Below are 18342 nucleotides of genomic sequence, written 5' to 3'. Positions count from 1 at the left end.
TTCCTTGGCAACTCGGGCTTTGAACTCTGCGGTAAGATGTCTTCTCTTTCGTTTCATTGGTCTTATTTCGGGTTAATTGCCCCGATCAGGCCAGCGAATTAATCAATAAACTACTGGCTCCGTTTTGCGGGACCACTTCATTTTTATGGAAAAGATGCAATCTCATTTCAACAAAATAGATCATAAATCGTCGGATATTTGGTATTCTTCATTTCAGAAATACGTTTTGCCCTGGTAGATATGCTCTCACCATCAATTTGTTGTTCAGAACTAGCACCCTTGGATAACAGAAGCTTGATAATTTCTAGATTAATAGGCAATCCTTTGAAAGCCATAGCAAGAGCTGTATCTCCTCCGTTATTTTTCAATTCAATGTCCAAGTTATAGTTAATCATCAATTTAACTACTTCTAAATTTCTAGAACGCACAGCAAAATGAAGAGGCGTCCATCCTTCCACATCTTGAGCATTAAGGTCAACCTCTCTATCAATCAAAAATTGGATAATTTCTGTAGGCGGTTGCACTCTAATCCCAACGAGTGCTTGATGGAGCATGTTCCAACCATCATGCTCGGTTGTCCAATTTGGATCTAGCCCTTCTTTAATTAAAGCTGCTATTTTTTGTGAATCATTATCAAAGATTGCTTCGTCTATTTCTTTATTCATTATTCTAAATGTTAACTTTGAACTTGAAACGCTAGGATTCTCATAAAAATTATTACATTTGGTAATGCCTTATATCTAATTATTCAGAGCATGCATTTTTTTGAGCCCAACGTAAAGCACACCGGCAGCGATCAGGCGTCGATATGCGAATTATAGATACAATGTCGTAAAAGGGTTTGCCGTCGCAAACTCGACAGCTACTAGCTGTCGGGTGCTGCGACTTGTTCTGCCGATTTATTTCTCATCCACCGCCTGTAGCCGCAGAATTTGATGCCATTCTTGCCCATTGATTTACAGTTAACCAAAAACCAAATAATACTGGAACTGAATCTCTCCAGCTCCCACATATCTTAGCTCTTCTTGTAAATGCATGATCAGGCTCAATGCTAGCATCCTCATTCTCACCAAATAGATGCATGCTTCGCCCAAGACCTGATGACCTCAAATGAAATAATTTGCCTTTATAAACTACTTCATATGAATTTGAGAATATACCTGATTTATAAGCATGGCCTAATACGTCCGTTGATGATCTTAAATGCCATTTCTCATTTATGATTCCTTCGTGAGAAATCAATAGGGATAAGCCATCACACGCAATTGCACCACTTCCTCCAACACGCAACACTGTTGATGCTTCATACTGGTCACCAAAAATACGATAATTGTATGAGCAGATACCTTGCGGGTGGCAAACAAGCTTCATTTTTTGCAGAACGTAAAGCACACCGGCAGCGATCAGGCGCCAATATGCGAATTAAAGATACAATGTCGTAAAATGGTTACCGTCGCAAACTCGACAGCTACTAGCTGTCGGGTGCTGCGACTTGTTCTGCCGATTAGTTCCCCCCGCTTTTCTGGTTGCTTTCAAGTGCGACTCAGAATCCATCTTTCTTGCTCACAATTTATGAAACGTGACACCCGAATTCGTGTGCCTTGCGGGGAAAACCAATGATCCCACTGAGTGAACAAACTTATGGTTTCATTCTTCGAGCCGATTCGGAATAATCAACATCTCTGGAAGTGCTTAGTTTTTTTTGCAGAACGTAAAGCACACCGGCAGCGATCAGGCGCCGATATACGAATTAAAGATACAATGTCGTCAAAAGGTTACCTGTCGCAAACTCGACAGCTACTAGCTGTCGGGTGCTGCGACTTGTTCGACCAGATTTTCTCCGCGCCGCCAATCCATTCTAGTGGCATTAAACAGGACAATCTCAACTTAACATACTTACAATGAACATACTACAAACCATAAACAGCGAATGCTTGGGGCTTGAGACGCTGCCGCCACTGGTCAATTCACTCAGAATGAATGAAAACCACGCCATCTCGTCATCTGCTAGACGGCATGAAAACCGAAATTCTTGGATCAAACCATTATAAAATCACTAAACTTTACTACCAGTTCAGGGGAAAACCATCGTTAATCCAGGCACAAAAAAGCGCCACTGGAATAATGACGCTCAGAATACGATATGAAACAGCCTTGAGCCGCCAGATCTAGCCTTAGATGGATCTAAAAGATTCAATTTTTTGTCGAACGTAAAGTTCACCCGTAGCGATGTAAGCGCGGATGAAATGATTAAAGATTCAATGCTGAAGAACAGACTTCAAAACTTGGCCAATCAGCTACTAGCTATCGGGTGCAACGGCTTGTTCGGTTTGTTTGTTATATCCGCTCTACCCCCTTGGAAGGCCATATGAAGAGAACAACTCCTATAATCATAATTATAGAACCCGCTGCTGCTGGGTGTCCCTTCATTGGTGGATTATATGGAAGATCCTTAAAGTAATATGCAACAGAAGCCCCTATAATGATAAGTAAAAGCGCAAAAGATCGAATTCTCTTTTTGGGGGGCTTGCTTGGTAGAAATGCTTGGGCGGCCTTCATCTCAAGAACCTTATCTCGAACTCGGTAAATACTAATGTCATCAACCATTCCATGCTTCTTCAGGTAAGCTAGAATATCCTGCTCACTTTGACCTTTAAGCAAAAGCTTGAGGATCACTTCGTCTTCTGATTTTGCAGACATATTTTTTACCGAACGTAAAGTTCACCGGCGGCGACGTAACCGCTGATGAAAGAATTAAAGTTTCAATTCTTAAAGCACAGTAGCAAAACCTGACTCGGCAGCTACTAGCCGTCGGGTGCAACGACTTGTTCGACTTAGTTGGTTCTTTTCCGCCGTGCCAGAAAACCTAATGCGCCAGCCCCAATCAAAAAAGATACTGAAGGCTCTGGCACTATAGCAACGTCTGCCGTGAGGGTACCATTCGCCCAAAATTCGGCTCCGCTAGCATCAGAGTGCGCGGTCATTCTCAAAACCACTGTCGAGTTAGCAGTCGTGCCTGTTAGGGAGAAATTTTGGGCAACCTCACTGCCTACAACAGCACCGTCACCTACACCATCACCGTTTGTATCCAAGGCAAGGTTACCCGCAAAACCACCCAAAGGCGCGGTTGAACGAAAACCCTGTGTTTCAGATGCCACAACCACACCATCCAGCAACAACTCAAACATCACAAAATCAGTTGAACCACCTGGATCGTTATCCCAACCATTGGGGCCCGCAGCGATGCTCCCGCTGAAGAAAATATTGGTGAATGGCGCACTCGCACCCGAAATACTTCCAATGTTAAGCTGCCACTCCGCTGTGCGAGTTCCAGGGCGGTTGTTTCCATCATCGTGATCGCGCCCAGCAATCGACCCAGAAGGAGGTGTTGTATCAGAAGGACTGAAAAATGAACCAGCGATCATAGTGCCCGTATTATCAACTACGCCAAAATAATCAGCGCCGCTACTAGATCCACCATCGCTGAAATAGGCCTGTCCTCCGGTCGCAACGGGAGTAGATGTGATAGCTATTGCAGCATTCGCTCCCCCAGCGAACGATCCGAATGTGATTAGAGTGGCTGCAAGGGTAGCCAGTGTGCGTGTTGTTTTCATAACGATTATAATTGAAGCATAACTTATGCCTAGTTTCACGAATTATATTGTCCTTTTTTGTCGAACGTAAAGCACACCGGCGGCGATGTAACCGCTGATGCTAATGTTAAAGTTTCAATTCTGATGAACAGCGACCAAACCCTGACCAGTCAGCTACTAGCCGTCGGGTGCTGCGACTTGTTGGGCTTGTTTTATTATAAGGCTATCCCTGTGACAGCCCCGGAATCCTATAACGGTCATGACAGAGAGGACATTCAACAACTCTCCACTTTGTCTCTGATCTGATATTGAATAACGCTCTTTCGGTTATCGTGATGGTTTCAAGTTGCCTCATCTTACAATTACACTTTGAGCATCTTGGAACTGTGACTAACGCCTTAAACAATATTGTCAGCATGAACAAAGCAACGCCCCCCATGAATGTCCAATGCAATGCTGACTGTAGCTCGTCCTGCGCGGAAAAGGACTCTTGCCTGTAGAAGGCCCATCCCCCGGCTAGTGCTGGAATCATGAAAACAGCAAGAGCGTGAATCATATTTTTCGTATGAAACCCCTTAAGCTCAGGAGGATGCGATGAGTTCATATTTTTGCCCAACGTAAAGCACACCGGCAGCGATCAGGCGTCGATATGCAAATTAAAGATACAATGTCGTAAAAAGGTTTGCCGTCGCAAACTCGACAGCTACTAGCTGTCGGGTGCTGCGACTTGTTCGCTTTGTTGTTTCTTTTCTATGTAACTCTCCATCCTATGAGTCACACTGATGTGAGACTCAATCAATGCAAAACTGAATACACATAGCAAGGAACTTGAAATAATTGCCATTAATGATGAGCAAACTAGCAGTCTAGACTCAGTTATCCTTTTCCTTAGCAGTGGTATGACGGTCATCATTAAACCCACCAGTGAAAGAATCAAAAAGAAAACGGCCGCCCCTAGGACTAAACCTGCTAATCCAAGCACACTCATAGAAAACGAAGAAATGCGATCGTCAACATTGATGTCGGCAACCCACATTGCAATCTTAGGGTATATAAATAGCTCTTCGAATATTAAAAACACCGAGCAAACAAAAGAGACTGCAAATATAGTTATTATTGATATGCGCATTTTTTAGCGAACGTAAAGCACACCGGCAGCGATCAGGCGTCGATATGCGAATTATAGATACAATGACGTAAAAAGGTTTGCCGTCGCAAACTCGACAGCTACTAGCTGTCGGGTGCTGCGACTTGTTAGCTCAGTTTTTCCTTTGTTCTGCGCGCTCCGACATATCATCTAGATGCTTCCATCTTTGTGATCGAATCTCATAAGGAGCTTCTCGAAAACCTGGACGAGGGTGATCCATTAAGAACTGTCGCCAGCGCTTTGCGTCTTCAATGTGCTGATCCTCCCATGAAATACAGGCACATGAGAACCCTGAGCAGATGCAACCGAACAAAAATACTAAAAAACGTTGTCTCCACTTAGCCGTCCCCTTCAGTGAAGTCATCCACACTCCAATAAGCGCAAGGATCGATGCAAAAATCGACAAGCACAAAAATAGTTGAGCTAGACTAAATGGGTATCCTTCAATCTGCTCATAATAGACTAATGCCATGCTAGGACTCGAGAATATAGGCAAACCGTATAAATACTTAATAGTAAAGTGGAACCATGTAAACCACCACAAAGCACCTGCAAACACAATCGACTGAGTAACGGCAGTATTAGCGTCAAACTCGACCTCTAGCTTTTGCGGCAGACCTGCTCTCATTTTTTAGCTAACGTAAAGCACACCGGCGGCGATGTGCCAGTAGCGCTAAGATTTAAAGTTTCGATTCTGATAAACAGCGGCCAAACCCTGGCCAGTCAGCTACTAGCCGTCGGGTGCTGCGACTTGTTCGGCTTGATTTTTAACAATCATGATATGACTCCAGCTCATTAAATTCACACCCGATCAATTCAGCAATGCGAACCGCATAGCTCTGAATCCATAAATGCATTGCTTCGGAGTAACCTCTAACCCACAAGAAGCCATCTGGATACATAACCCTCTCCCTACTCCAAGAAAGTTCAATCATACCGGGTCCCTTTGCAGGAAGAGTAGGACGCAAGAATATACCCTCAATATCATCCTGTGGCTTCCATGTCTCAGATGTTCGATGATACAGCCCTATAATCCCAGCATCAGGATCTACTCCGACGGCAATATACCCTTCGGGATAAGCAGATTCATAGACACTACACAATTCACCTCTCAAAGGCTCCGGAATCGTAGATCCCGATTCAGTAATGTGCGCAGAATTGCCACCTGGAGGGAAGCCTGTGGTAAAAGTGATCATTTTTTGCCGAACGTAAAGAACACCAGCAGCGATGTACCAGTAGCTCTAAATTTAAAGTTTCGATTCTGATGAACAGCGGCCAAACCCTGACCTGTCAGCTACTAGCTGTCGGGTGCTTCGACTTGTTCGGCTTGTTTTGTGTTTCAGAGGATTTGCCGATTCGGAACCCATTTTTCTGGGCTGTGCGAATCACTGATGCTCAACCAAACAATCTTAAAAGCGCAGCTCTATTTTTGCCGAACGTAAAGTTCACCCGCCGTGATGTAATGGTGGATGAACGAATTAAAATTTCAATTCTTTAGAGCCTTAGAAAAAGCTGACACGGCAGCTACTAACGGTCGGGTGCAACGACTTGTTGGGCTAGGTTTTCTTAAGGTGATTTGATTCCGAATGACAAGCATCTCTTGATGATAGCTGATTCCTTACGAATAATGAAATACACAGAAAAAACAATCCTTGAACAGCCAACATCACGGAAACATCCCAACCTGCTTCAGCAATTCCAAAGAAGTCACCAGCAGCCAATATTGCAGCTGTAAATATTGTCATAATCCCCCACCAAAACGAGAGTTCTGAAACAGCAGCGATGATTAATCTCATGAACATGTATAAATATGGTTTGATTACAAGGTTAGCCGTGTTGTTGATAATACATCTTCACACGCATATTTTTTTGCCCAACGTAAAGCACACCGGCCGCGATGTACCAGATGCAGAATTTTATAAGTTTCAATCCTCTAGATCAGCTGCAAAGCCTGACCAGTCAGCTACTAGCGGTCGGGTGCTGCGACTTGTTAGCCTCATTTTTTCTCCACTGTTTATAGAGCAAAACTCTCTGTGATCTAGTCTTAAGGTATGCATCAGGATGGGCATCATCGAAATCAATCCTTGATAATCCAGACAAAGGAAAAGGAAGCATTACGTATAAGCCTCTTAAAACCAAACCTAATGCAATGATCGTAATCAAATAATATACGATTACACCACAAGGATTATTGATCATGAACTGAACCGCTTCCCCAGCCCTCTCTGCCGAAAAGAAAAGCGCTGCAGCTGTAATAAATGAGTGGTGATATTCTTTCATATTTTTTGGCTAACGTAAAGCTCACCCGCCACGATGAAATGGTTGATGAACAAATTAATAGATTTCCTTTTGAGGAACAGAAACAAAACCTGGCACGGCGGCTACTAGTGGTCGGGTGCAGCGACTTGTTATGCAATTAGTTTCCCCCGTCTTTCTGGTTACTTTCAAGAGCGATTAAGAATACAGATTTTGCTGACCGATGATCAGAATAATCGCTTAGCCTTACAAGGAAAACCGATGAATCCACTGAGTGAACAAACTTATGGTTTCATCCTTCGAGCCGATTCGGAATAGTCAACCATTTGAATGATCTGCCTATTTTTTCGCATAACGTAAAGCTCACCCGCCACGATGAAATGGCAGATGAACGGATTAATAGATTTCATTTTGAGGAATAGAAACAAAACCTGGCCAGTCAGCTACTAGTGGTCGGGTGCAGCGACTTGTTATGCAATTAGTTTCCCCCGTCTTTCTGGTTACTTTCAAGAGCGATTAGGAATACAGATTTTGCTGACCGCTGATCAGAATATTCACTTAGCCTTGCAAGGAAAACCGATGAATCCACTGAGTGAACAAACTTATGGTTTCATCCTTCGAGCCGATTCGGAATAGTCAACCGTTTGAATAATCTGCCTATTTTTTCGCATAACGTAAAGTTCACCGGCCGCGATAAAAGCGTCGATAAACGGTTAATGTTTCAATCTTGGAGAACAGAAGCAAAACCTGACTGGTCAGCTACTAGCGGTCGGGTGCAACGACTTGTTCGACGATTTTTTTATGCGGGTGCTTTGAAGCAATCTTCGCCAGCGCCTCAGAATACTTATACATAGCTAAAGGGTCCTGAGCATCTATGTGATACTCGCCTTGAGCAGGAGACCCATCCATCGGGGTCTTGTAATAGAAGATGTAGTATAATTCCCCTTCATACTTGGAGCCCTCTTTAAATCCTCCATCACCTACACGATGAAATGATATTTTGTCACCAACGTTCTTCGTCCCTTTAACCACGCCAACAATAGTTGCCTTGATATCTAATTTAGGCTTCCAGTTATTCCATTTACCATTCTTAGCGTCATAAATCGATATCAAGTAACATTCAGATGTCTGATTATGGAGAGTCTCATGAAAGGCTTTATGCCACTCATTAGTCACAGTGTCTCCATCAATTTTGCCGCCAGAGCAAATCGAGGAAGTTACAACCAATAGACAGAAGCTAAAGATTCTCATTTTTTGTCGAACGTAAAGTTCACCGGCGGCGATGAAAGCGCCGATGAAACGATTAAAGTTTCAATTCTGTAAACCAGTAGCAAAACCTGGCTCGTCAGCTACTAGCCGTCGGGTGCAACGTCTTGTTAGCCCAATTTATTCCATTCAGTGATACTTGATAAATCACGCTCAAAATCATGCTCAACTCCGGACTCACTGAACTTCTGCTTTGCATAAATTAACCTTTCGCCATCAACACTCTTTGGGAATATTCTGCGTCGCTTAATACATCCAACATACCCTTCTATAGACTTCTCGGCGTCAATCACTATCAAGCGACTATTATGTTGATCTATAGATTCTTGACTACCGTCAAATTCCATCTCTTCGATTAATAGGTATCGACCATCATCAGAAGTTGCATAACGATGAGTAAAATATCTCCCGTTTGTTTTCACATCTTTACCTATCAAGCTTAAGTCATGAGTAAAAATAAAGTAATCCGCACGAATTGGTATCCACGAAGGATTTGCAGTATGTCTATAATGAAGAAGACCTACGCCTTTCCCAGTTGAAGATCGAATTACCTCTAATTCCATATTTTTTGGCTAACGTAAAGCACACCGGCAGCGATCAGGCGCCGACATACGAATTAAAGATACAATGTCGTCAAAAGGTTTGCCGTCGCAAACTCGACAGCTACTAGCTGTCGGGTGCTGCGACTTGTTCGACCAGATTTTCTCTACGCAGCTAATCCATTCTAGTGGCATTAAACAGGATAACCTTAACTTAATGTGCTTACAATGAACAGACTACAAACCTAAAACGGCCAATGCTTGAGGCTTGAAACGCTGCCGCCACTGGTCAATTCACTCAGAATGAATGAAAACCACGCCATCTCGTCATCTGCTAGACGGCATGAAAACCGAAATTCTTGGATCAAACCATTATAAAATCACTAAACTTTACTACCAGTTCAGGGGAAAACCATCGTTAATCCAGGCACAAAAAAGCGCCACTGGAATAATGACGCTTAGAATACCAAATGAAACAGCCTTGAGCCGCCAGATCTAGCCTTCGATGGATCTAAAAGGTTCAATTTTTTGTCGAACGTAAAGCACACCGGCAGCGATCATGCGCTGATATGCGAATTATAGATACAATGTCGTAAAAAGGTTACCTGTCGCAAAATCGACAGCTACTAGCTGTCGGGTGCTGCGACTTGTTCGGCTTGTTTTGATTAACTAGTAAAGTTCAGTCTCCCATTCTTCATAGGGAGGACTCACTACAAAATTAGGGTCACAATAAGCACGGAGAGAATCCGTAGCACGCTTTTCTGCATGCTTTAAATTCGTAATATTACCCTCATGGTCGTATTCCAAGACATTCGCAAAGATGGCGTAAACCTGCTCAATAGCACTAGGCTCAGAACCGTAGATGTCAAGATAATCCACTCCTTCCAGCATCGAGTGTGTTCCACTGGAAAGAAAATACGAGAATGTTCTAATCGCACCACTAACGCTATGAGGTAGTTTCATAATTTTTTTTGCCGAACGTAAAGCACACCGGCAGCGATCAGGCGCCGATATGCGAATTAAAGATACAATGACGTAAAAAGGTTACTGTCGCAAACTCGACAGCTACTAGCTGTCGGGTGCTGCGGCTTGTTAGCCTAGTTATTTATCAGAGGATATGTTACTTTCGTGTCTATTATTTGTAGATCGATAGAACATTCCTGAACTTCTGATGATGCTGCGATGGAACCTCTCTAGAAAAACTCACCCGCCCTTCCCCATCAATCCACAACTCACATCTCTGCAACCCGATTTCAGCGCAAAGTGACGTCATATCACGAACCAACCTACCATCAATTTTACCTTTAACAACTTCAGCTCTTCCACCAGAGATGCTGATCGCCCGATTACTGAGAAGACGTGAAAATAGTTTCATTTTTTTGGCTAACGTAAAGCACACCGGCAGCGATGTACCAGATGTGACAAAGTTTAAAGTTTCAATCGCCATTCCAAAGTCGCCAAATCCTGGCCCGACAGCTACTAGCTGTCGGGTGCTGCGACTTGTTCGGCTTGTTGTTTCTTTGGTGAAATACGAAGCGAATACCCTACCCCAAGCATCCCTACAAATATCGCAACAACTCCCGGCCAGATAGGAGGAGCGCTAGAATAAACAATATCTTTGATCATCTCTTGAAAAGAGTTTTCGGGGTTTTCTCCTCCTAGTGTTAAACCTCTTTTTTCGGAAAAAATCTCATCGATATCATTTTGATTAAGTTTCCCCTGTGAAGCTTTTGAATATGCCCATGCTTCAAGATTTGCTTCTAGCTGCATGGCATTACTTAATGCTGCGCTACGATTTACCGAAGGCATAATCATAGAATATAGTAGCCAGACACAGCCAAATACAATCAGCGTTGATGCCATCAGAACTTTCATTTTTTGCCGAACGTAAAGCACACCGGCAGCGATGTACCAGATGCGCAAAGATTATAAGTTTCAATTCTTTAAACCAGCCAAAAAAACCTGGCCAGTCAGCTACTAGCTGTCGGGTGCTGCGACTTGTTAGCCCGATTTTTTCCTCGGTTTATCAGGAACACCGTCTAAATCAATTGGGACTCTTCCAAAATCTCTTACAACCAAATCCGCACGAATAAATTCAAGAGTCTCCATATCAATTAAAAGGCTATAATGAGCATGCTTTTTCGTTGATCGTATAATAATCAATATACTTGGGGGAAGCTCGTCCTTAGAATACAATTCTTCGGGTAACACGTAAAATTTATAAGTATAAGGATATGGCTTCCATTCAGCATCAGATGGCTCGCCAAAAGGGTCTCCATCTGGTTGATACATCAAGAGGCTTCTCAGCCCCATTGGAAAAACAAGTTTCTTGTCTTTTATGGTAAGAGATAGCCCCCTTAAGTCGAAAGATGCGGGAGAATACTTCTTGTGCATACCAACAAGCGAGCCGTCCTTCAAAACAATCTCCTTCTCCTCTGCGGCATTCATGACCCCACTCAGAAGAAGTATTATAACAGCCGTTGCGATCAGTTTCATCGTATTTTTTTGGCTAACGTAAAGCTCACCCGCCATGATGAAATGGTTGATAAGCTGATTAATAGGTTTCCTTTTGAAAGACCAAAACAAAACCTGACACGGCAGCTACTAATGGTCGGGTGCAGCGACTTGTTCTGCTTTTAATCTTTCCGCGAGCCAAACTTTGACTACGGACTGCCGAGTGACACCTACACGCTTTGCTTCAACATCAAGCGAATTAATCATCCAGATAGGCAGATCTACATTAACTCTGCGCTGCTCAAGGCCAGGACGCACGGCCTTGTCCCAGTTCAGGTACTGAGAAATATCTTCACCAGCATCAAATTTCTTATCCAAGTCTTCAGCTTTGATAGTATCCTTGTTCTTCACCATGTCTTGATCTCCTTACTGATATAATACGGACGGAATCGCCTCGCGGTGTGAATATGCCTGTCCAAACCTTCCCCCTTAATTGCGCGATAATGGCAAACCGAGGTTCAGATTCGCTACGAGCTTCAACGATTACACGACGCGGATCTCTCCATAGAAATTGAGCTTCCTCAAAACCGATACCATGCTTNCCTTACTGATATAATACGAACGGAATCGCCTCGCGGTGTGAATATGCCTGTCCAAACCTTCCCCCTTAATTGCGCGATAATGGCAAACCGAGGTTCAGATTCGCTACGAGCTTCAACGATTACACGACGCGGATCTCTCCATAGGAATTGAGCTTCCTCAAAACCGATACCATGCTTTTTCTCGTTGATATGAGATTTTTTCGGATCGAACTCAAAATCCATAGAGGTATATTAATGGTATATTTTCGGATTTCAAGAAGAGAAGTGATTTTTTTGCAGAACGTAAAGCACACCGGCCGCGATGTGCCAGTTGCNACTGATATAATACGGACGGAATCGCCTCGCGGTGTGAATATGCCTGTCCAAACCTTCCCCCTTAATTGCGCGATAATGGCAAACCGAGGTTCAGATTCGCTACGAGCTTCAACGATTACACGACGCGGATCTCTCCATAGAAATTGAGCTTCCTCAAAACCGATACCATGCTTCTTCTCGTTGATATGAGATTTTTTCGGATCGAACTCAAAATCCATAGAGGTATATTAATGGTATATTTTCGGATTTCAAGAAGAGAAGTGATTTTTTTGCAGAACGTAAAGCACACCGGCCGTGATGTAATGGTCGATGGGCGATTTTAAATTTTCAATCGTGTAGAACAGTCCAAAAAAACTGACCAGTCAGCTGCTAACGGTCGGGTGCTGCGACTTGTTGGGCTTGTTTTGATAATATTCAATCCTGAGCATCGAAAATATACTGAACATGGTCTTTGATAAGGTCATCATCAGCACTACAAAATACGTGATACAGTTCAAGTCGATCCTCTCTCGAAAGCGATAGAACATAGTCATCCAACATTTCACGTGACGGGGTTAAGATCAAACCTGGTCTACCGTGACCAAAACTCTTCATAACTGGAATCAAACTATACCCAGTCCCGTTGTACGATGTCCACCGATGACGTAGGATTTGAGGGTTTTCACTCTTCAAGAACCGTTCTAATGCTGATTCGTGATACCACACCTTTGTCTTAATTCCGAAAAACCACTCGCGGCAACCATGTCGAGAGCCTGTATTCTCACAAATGTATGCTCGATCAGTATAGGCAGTCAACATTGTGGCCGCCCAAAATGCTGTGCCAAGTATTGAAATCAAAACAACTCGTTTTAGCCATTGACGTTTCATTGAGTATATTTTGCCCAACGTAAAGCACACCGGCAGCGATGTGCCAGATGCGCAAATTTATAAGTTTCAATCCTGTAAACCAGTCGAAAAACCTGGCCAGTCAGCTGCTAGCTGTCGGGTGCTGCGACTTGTTCGCTTAGTTTTTCTTTTGCAGCACGGAAACACTGAGCATCATCAAAATTATCGTATAACCAATCTAATACCTCAAAGATGATTCCACGCATGTATTGGATCTTCTCATTTTTTTCGAGGTCTTTGTATTCATGCACATCAAAATCACTGTAAAGCTTTTGTGCAACCCCATGTGACTCGACATAATCTTTATCCCCTTCTTTTGGTCCAAGTCGAATTACGACCTTACTTATCCCGTGGAAATTGAATTTACACTGCAATACGCTGTTCACTTCATCTTCTATCGCTTGAGTATCATGATCAACGCGAAAACCTTTTCCGAGAACGTGTGGTGTATTCGGTAAAAGTTGGAATGCCCACTTCGGTCTCATGATCTGCTTTTATTTTTTTAGCGAACGTAAAGCACACCGGCGGCGATGTGCCAGTAGTGCTAAGTTAAAAGTTTCGATTCTGACGAACAGTCACCAAACCCAGGCCAGTCAGCTACTAGCCGTCGGGTGCTGCGACTTGTTCGGCCACTATTTTTCATNAATGCGACTACTACAGCTGCCATTGGCGCATTCTCAGGGCTATTGCCACGTCCCTTATAATCGCGACAAATATAGTATGATATAACACCGGGCAAGATCAGTAAAACCATCACGGTCAATAGATTCGAAAGCTCTTTTAGTTCGCCTCTGAACTTCGACTTAGCCATATCATTTTTTTACCGAACGTAAAGCACACCGGCGGCGATGTGCCAGTAGTGCTAAGTTAAAAGTTTCGATTCTGACGAACAGTCACCAAACCCAGGCCAGTCAGCTACTAGCCGTCGGGTGCTGCGACTTGTTCGGCCACTATTTTTCATCCCAATAGACTCTTACGGTTAAATCTTCGTTAGAATTATTGACGATCTCAAACTTCGAAATCCCTGACTCTTCAGGTTTAACAACAGCGGAAGCCCCAAAATGGCTTCCTAGCCCAAAACCATCAGAAGGTCTATTTAAGTCAACAGCAGTTAAACTCATAAACCCATCGGGAGCCAACTGCTTGCCCACGCGCTCCATCTCCTCCCAACTTATATTCGTGCTGAAACCAATCCTCCGAGCTTCTGTAAAAGACACCTCGAAAGTCACAGTCTTAGATGCTGCAACTTCAAATACACCTATGACATGTTCTCCTGCGTTCGTTGATACAGGGGCTTTCTTGCAACTGGAAAACACGAAAATGGCCAACGCCGCTAAAGATACAGCTCTCATATTTATTTGCCGAACGTAAAGCACACCGGCCGCGATGTGCCAGATGCGCAAAGATTAAAGTTTAAATTATGAAAAACAGGCGAAAAACCTGGCTTGTCAGCTACTAGCGGTCGGGTGCTGCGACTTGTTATGCAATTTGGTTTCCTCCATCTTTCCTGATGCTTTTACGAATGACTCGGAATACAGATTTAAGCGAATCTCGATCAAGCATTCATTCCGCCTTGCGAGAATAACCGTTGAATCCACTGAGTGAACAAACTTATGGTTTCATCCTTCGAGCCGATTCGGAATAGTCAACCATTTGAATGATCTGCCTATTTTTTCGCATAACGTAAAGTTCACCCGCAGCGATGTAAGCGCAGATGAAATGATTAATATTTCAATTCTGATTAACAGACTTAAAGCCTGACACGGTAGCTACTAGCTGTCGGGTGCAACGACTTGTTCGACCATTATTCTTTTGGTGGCCACGTTGGCAACAAGCAATCGTCAGATGCTCCGTCAAACTCAACTAATGCACACTGATCAATAAAAGCACTCAATGATTTGGGTTGCTCCTCCATTATCGTTATTGCACCAATGCAAAAGTGATATGTCGAATAATACCACTTACCATCCGATGCTTGACCGATGAAAATATCGTATATCTCAGGCTTCTCCTTGTGGCACACCTGTCGATATGCAATCCAACTGCCATCTTCCATCAACAGACCCTGTGGAGAAAACCATCCATCAACAGTATATTCGAAAGGCGGAATACCTTTTGCAGGCTCAATACCGCTCAATTCAGCAATGGCTTTATCCTTCCATTCGATTCTCTCAGAGGTGTGATATTGATCAGGTTTCAAATTGGCATAAATAATGACTGATACAATTGCCAACAGAAGAAATAACCCCGCACGTTTAATAAAGGTTTTCATTTTTTGTCGAACGTAAAGCACACCGGCAGCGATGTGCCAGTTGCGCAAAATTTAAAGTTTCGATGCTGACGAACAGCCGCCAAACCTCGGCCAATCAGCTACTAGCTGTCGGGTGCTGCGACTTGTTCTGCCGTTTTATTTCTGGCTTAACTTGCTTCTTCAGTTCAATCCAAGAATCAATTTTATCATCGTGGAGGACAAGATTACCGTTGCGAAAAGAATAGGATGAATTCTGTGCATCCTCACCCGCGATCTTCAATATAAGTTGGCTTTTTTTAATTTTGTAGGAGCCTTCATATGAAACTACCCCTTCTCCTTTAATAGTAGCGCTAGCTTTAAAGCTTCCATCCCTCTTAAAGATGAACTCAATTTGATCTATATGGTCACCTATGTCTTCACCGCCCATTTGAACAGTTTGCCAGCGGCCTTCTAACTCGACCTTAGTCAGGACTTTCTTAACGTTACCAGTAATCTTAGATTCTTGCGAATTAGATGGGGTGACTAATAAACCAAACAACGCGATGTATACAATGAGTGTGTGTTTCATGATTTTTTTTGCAGAACGTAAAGCACACCGGCAGCGATCAGGCGTCGGCATACGAATTAAAGATACAATGACGTAATAAGGTTTGCCGTCGCAAACTCGACAGCTGCTAGCTGTCGGGTGCTGCGACTTGTTCGCTCAGTTTTAGTTTAGCGCCTGTTGCATCAACTCGAGTTGCTCCAACTATTACACGAGTTGTCTCATTAAAGACTACTATCCTAGTTTTCCCATCAGCAGGGGTTTCTCCAAAATCTTTTTTATCTTCGCCAACCTTAAAATACCCACTAAATGCTACATCACCCTCATTCTGCGATGTCTTATAGGATGCGACAATTCCCGTTGGCTGATCTCTATTGGTTTTCAGCTCGATTAATGCCTGATCAATGTTACGCATCATCACGCTAGGTAAGTCGCGTGTTCCTTCGTGAGATACAATCTTAGCTGTTACCCTCACTTGTTGATCTGGCGTGCCGTGATCAGCACACGACGAAAATGCCGCAATACATGCCGATAGTGGGAGTAGTAATTTTGTTTTCATAGGATTGGATTATTATTTAGCGAACGTAAAGTTCACCCGTGGCGATGAAACCGTGGATGAAAAGATTAAAGTTTCTATACTGAAGAACAGACTTAAAACCTGACTCGGCAGCTACTAGCCATCGGGTGCAACGTCTTGTTATGCTATTTATTTGTTTTAACAGCACTTGGGATAACGTCTTCTAAATCGGCATACTTCCCAGTCCATGTGGGAATGCTTCCATTCAATGTAAATGCACCGTCAATGTTGAGCAACTCTTCATCATCATTGTAGTACATCTGAGATCCTGTATTAATCATTAGAGATGCTTCTTCTTGCTTTGGTTTTAATTGAAGTATTTTGAAAACCCATTTATCAGGTGCTAATTTCTCACCACTAGCAAAAAGATAATTCCCGCTAAGCAACAATACGGTCGGAGTATCACCCATCCCAACAATAACTTTACCAACTCCTTCATCTTGGTTTCCGACCATGACGAAGTGAGGAGTTGTTTCGTCTAGTTTCGGCTTGCCTTCTCTGCCACATGAAACAAGGAAGCAAATCAGAAAAAGCTGTAGTAGTTTGAGTGCGTTCATTTTTTTTGCATAACGTAAAGCTCACCCGCCACGATGAAATGATTGATGAACGAATTAATAGATTTCCTTTTTAGGAACAGAAACAAAACCTGGCACGGCAGCTACTAGTGGTCGGGTGCAGCGACTTGTTCTGCCGATTTGTTTCCCCCGCTTTTCTCGTTACTTTCAAGCGCGAATAGGAATCAACCTTTATTGCTCACAACTTATGAAACGTGACACCCGAATTCGTGTGCCTTACAGGGAAGGCCGATGAATAACCTGAGTGAACAAACTTATGGTTTCATCCTTCGAGCCGATTCGGAATTATCAACCTTTCTGGAAGTGCTTAGTTTTTTTGCAGAACGTAAAGCTCACCCGCCACGATGAAATGGTAGATGAACGAATTAATAGATTTCCTTTTGAGGAACAGAAACAAAACCTGGCCAGTCAGCTACTAGTGGTCGAGTGCAGCGACTTGTTATGCAATTTGGTTTCCTCCGTCTTTCCTGATGCTTTTACGAATGACTCGGAATACAGATTTCAGCGAATCTCGATCAAGCATTCATTCCGCCTTGCGAGAATAACCGTTGAATCCATTGAGTGAACAAACTTATGGTTTCATTCTTCGAGCCGATTCGGAATAGTCAACCATTCGAATGATCTGCCTATTTTTTCGCATAACGTAAAGTTCATCCACCTATGAGTGAGGGTAAACTATACTTTGTTTTTAATGGTTCAAACCAAGCAAAAACTTGGCTGCGCAGCTACTCATAGGTTGGATGCAACGTCTTGTTCGGCTTGTTTTTTATTATATGAGGATATTAGTTCGCCAGCACGCTGACTAACCTCTTCGGAACAATCGGTTCGCGTTGAAGTATCATTCAGCAGCGATAGGTAGCTCAATCCTTCAAACTCATAAAAGCCCCCATTCAGTAATCGCGACACCATTACAACGCCAGTGCATGAAGGGCTATTTGTAACACTGTCTATTAAGCATTTTTCGTAACCTCCAAAATGCTCTAAGCCATGAATTATATTCCATAACACGTGACTATAATAATCGGTTGGGAATTTCTCAAATAACCCTATGATGGCTTTCTGTGCATTTTGATCTAACTTACCCTGTTCTTGGAAAAACGAATCGACTAGGTCATAGATTCCATCGATTTCGTCTGCTTCCACAGCATCTCCTGGATCAAGGCTTTTAAGTTGATTTAGAAATTTATTCATTTTTTGCCGAACGTAAAGCACACCGGCAGCGATCATGCGCTGATATGCGAATTATAGATACAATGTCGTAAAAAGGTTACCTGTCGCAAACTCGACAGCTACTAGCTGTCGGGTGCTGCGACTTGTTCTGCCGATTAGTTTCCCCGC

Annotated in this window: 24 protein-coding genes; 1 reads left to right on the top strand and 23 read right to left on the bottom strand. The window is 43.2% G+C overall.

The genetic code is table 11. From position 1 onward, the window contains the following. Positions 1–167 precede the first annotated feature (167 nt). The 4 genes from HW115_RS18970 to HW115_RS18955 all read right to left on the bottom strand — a co-directional run bounded on the left by HW115_RS18970 (position 168) and on the right by HW115_RS18955 (position 3614). On the bottom strand, positions 168–665 hold the full coding sequence (locus tag HW115_RS18970; RefSeq protein WP_178935091.1) for an ankyrin repeat domain-containing protein: 498 nt from the start codon (positions 663–665) through the stop codon (positions 168–170). Between the two features lie 241 nt (positions 666–906). Further along, positions 907–1371 (bottom strand): hypothetical protein, encoded by a 465-nt coding sequence (locus HW115_RS18965; protein WP_227021679.1) that lies wholly within the window; start codon positions 1369–1371, stop codon positions 907–909. A 966-nt stretch (positions 1372–2337) separates the two neighbouring features. Next, positions 2338–2700 carry a hypothetical protein gene (locus tag HW115_RS18960; protein ID WP_178935087.1) on the bottom strand — a complete coding sequence of 121 codons (363 nt, stop codon included), beginning with the start codon at positions 2698–2700 and terminating at the stop codon, positions 2338–2340. Positions 2701–2834: 134 nt separating this feature from the next. Continuing rightward, positions 2835–3614 carry a PEP-CTERM sorting domain-containing protein gene (locus tag HW115_RS18955; protein ID WP_178935085.1) on the bottom strand — a complete coding sequence of 260 codons (780 nt, stop codon included), beginning with the start codon at positions 3612–3614 and terminating at the stop codon, positions 2835–2837. Between the two features lie 123 nt (positions 3615–3737). Here HW115_RS18955 and HW115_RS19870 point away from each other — a divergent pair, with 123 nt between their 5' ends. Continuing rightward, positions 3738–3899 carry a hypothetical protein gene (locus tag HW115_RS19870; RefSeq protein WP_227021678.1) on the top strand — a complete coding sequence of 54 codons (162 nt, stop codon included), beginning with the start codon at positions 3738–3740 and terminating at the stop codon, positions 3897–3899. 2397 nt (positions 3900–6296) lie between these two features. On the opposite strand, the gene HW115_RS18950 is transcribed toward HW115_RS19870, so the two are convergent. From HW115_RS18950 to HW115_RS18865, 19 genes are all read right to left on the bottom strand, one after another. Beyond that, positions 6297–6536 carry a hypothetical protein gene (locus HW115_RS18950; RefSeq protein WP_178935083.1) on the bottom strand — a complete coding sequence of 80 codons (240 nt, stop codon included), beginning with the start codon at positions 6534–6536 and terminating at the stop codon, positions 6297–6299. A 163-nt stretch (positions 6537–6699) separates the two neighbouring features. Next, positions 6700–7020: a hypothetical protein gene (locus tag HW115_RS18945; protein WP_178935081.1), complete on the bottom strand. Its 321-nt coding sequence runs from the start codon at positions 7018–7020 to the stop codon at positions 6700–6702. Between the two features lie 738 nt (positions 7021–7758). Continuing rightward, on the bottom strand, positions 7759–8247 hold the full coding sequence (locus HW115_RS18940) for a hypothetical protein (protein ID WP_178935079.1): 489 nt from the start codon (positions 8245–8247) through the stop codon (positions 7759–7761). Between the two features lie 125 nt (positions 8248–8372). Further along, positions 8373–8825: a hypothetical protein gene (locus HW115_RS18935; protein WP_178935078.1), complete on the bottom strand. Its 453-nt coding sequence runs from the start codon at positions 8823–8825 to the stop codon at positions 8373–8375. A 645-nt stretch (positions 8826–9470) separates the two neighbouring features. Beyond that, a complete protein-coding gene (locus HW115_RS18930; RefSeq protein ID WP_178935076.1) occupies positions 9471–9764 on the bottom strand; it encodes a DUF7677 family protein in 294 nt (97 codons plus the stop codon). 172 nt (positions 9765–9936) lie between these two features. Beyond that, positions 9937–10248 (bottom strand): DUF3634 family protein, encoded by a 312-nt coding sequence (locus HW115_RS19865; RefSeq protein WP_227021677.1) that lies wholly within the window; start codon positions 10246–10248, stop codon positions 9937–9939. 32 nt (positions 10249–10280) lie between these two features. After that, a complete protein-coding gene (locus tag HW115_RS18925; protein WP_178935074.1) occupies positions 10281–10724 on the bottom strand; it encodes a hypothetical protein in 444 nt (147 codons plus the stop codon). A 78-nt stretch (positions 10725–10802) separates the two neighbouring features. Beyond that, the gene (locus HW115_RS18920; RefSeq protein WP_178935072.1) at positions 10803–11333 is read right to left on the bottom strand and encodes a hypothetical protein; all 531 of its coding nucleotides are present in this window, start codon (positions 11331–11333) and stop codon (positions 10803–10805) included. A gap of 72 nt (positions 11334–11405) precedes the next feature. Further along, positions 11406–11648 (bottom strand): type II toxin-antitoxin system BrnA family antitoxin, encoded by a 243-nt coding sequence (brnA, locus tag HW115_RS18915; protein WP_178935093.1) that lies wholly within the window; start codon positions 11646–11648, stop codon positions 11406–11408. After that, the gene (locus HW115_RS20235; RefSeq protein ID WP_343219719.1) at positions 11638–11799 is read right to left on the bottom strand and encodes a BrnT family toxin; all 162 of its coding nucleotides are present in this window, start codon (positions 11797–11799) and stop codon (positions 11638–11640) included. Before HW115_RS20235 ends, brnA begins: the two co-directional genes overlap by 11 nt. Before the next feature lie 37 nt (positions 11800–11836). Beyond that, positions 11837–12079, bottom strand: a complete 243-nt coding sequence (locus tag HW115_RS20230; protein ID WP_178935070.1) for a BrnT family toxin — start codon at positions 12077–12079, stop codon at positions 11837–11839. After that, positions 11977–12390 carry a BrnT family toxin gene (locus HW115_RS20360; RefSeq protein WP_178935068.1) on the bottom strand — a complete coding sequence of 138 codons (414 nt, stop codon included), beginning with the start codon at positions 12388–12390 and terminating at the stop codon, positions 11977–11979. The genes HW115_RS20230 and HW115_RS20360 overlap by 103 nt, the downstream gene beginning before the upstream one ends. 756 nt (positions 12391–13146) lie before the next feature. Next, complete coding sequence (locus HW115_RS18895) at positions 13147–13542, bottom strand: hypothetical protein (protein WP_178935066.1); 396 nt, start codon at positions 13540–13542, stop codon at positions 13147–13149. Positions 13543–14007: 465 nt separating this feature from the next. Next, complete coding sequence (locus HW115_RS18890) at positions 14008–14409, bottom strand: hypothetical protein (protein WP_178935064.1); 402 nt, start codon at positions 14407–14409, stop codon at positions 14008–14010. 452 nt (positions 14410–14861) lie between these two features. Continuing rightward, positions 14862–15377 (bottom strand): hypothetical protein, encoded by a 516-nt coding sequence (locus tag HW115_RS18885; RefSeq protein ID WP_178935062.1) that lies wholly within the window; start codon positions 15375–15377, stop codon positions 14862–14864. A gap of 46 nt (positions 15378–15423) precedes the next feature. Beyond that, the gene (locus tag HW115_RS18880; protein WP_178935060.1) at positions 15424–15876 is read right to left on the bottom strand and encodes a hypothetical protein; all 453 of its coding nucleotides are present in this window, start codon (positions 15874–15876) and stop codon (positions 15424–15426) included. 106 nt (positions 15877–15982) lie between these two features. Continuing rightward, entirely contained in the window at positions 15983–16411 is a 429-nt protein-coding gene (locus HW115_RS18875) for a hypothetical protein (RefSeq protein WP_178935058.1), read from the bottom strand. 143 nt (positions 16412–16554) lie between these two features. Continuing rightward, the gene (locus tag HW115_RS18870) at positions 16555–16986 is read right to left on the bottom strand and encodes a hypothetical protein (RefSeq protein WP_178935056.1); all 432 of its coding nucleotides are present in this window, start codon (positions 16984–16986) and stop codon (positions 16555–16557) included. 747 nt (positions 16987–17733) lie between these two features. Next, positions 17734–18231, bottom strand: a complete 498-nt coding sequence (locus tag HW115_RS18865; RefSeq protein WP_178935054.1) for a hypothetical protein — start codon at positions 18229–18231, stop codon at positions 17734–17736. Positions 18232–18342: the final 111 nt, after the last annotated feature.

This window comes from Oceaniferula marina (genome assembly GCF_013391475.1).
GTDB lineage: Bacteria > Verrucomicrobiota > Verrucomicrobiia > Verrucomicrobiales > Akkermansiaceae > Oceaniferula > Oceaniferula marina.
This window is presented reverse-complemented; position numbering and strand designations above follow the sequence as displayed.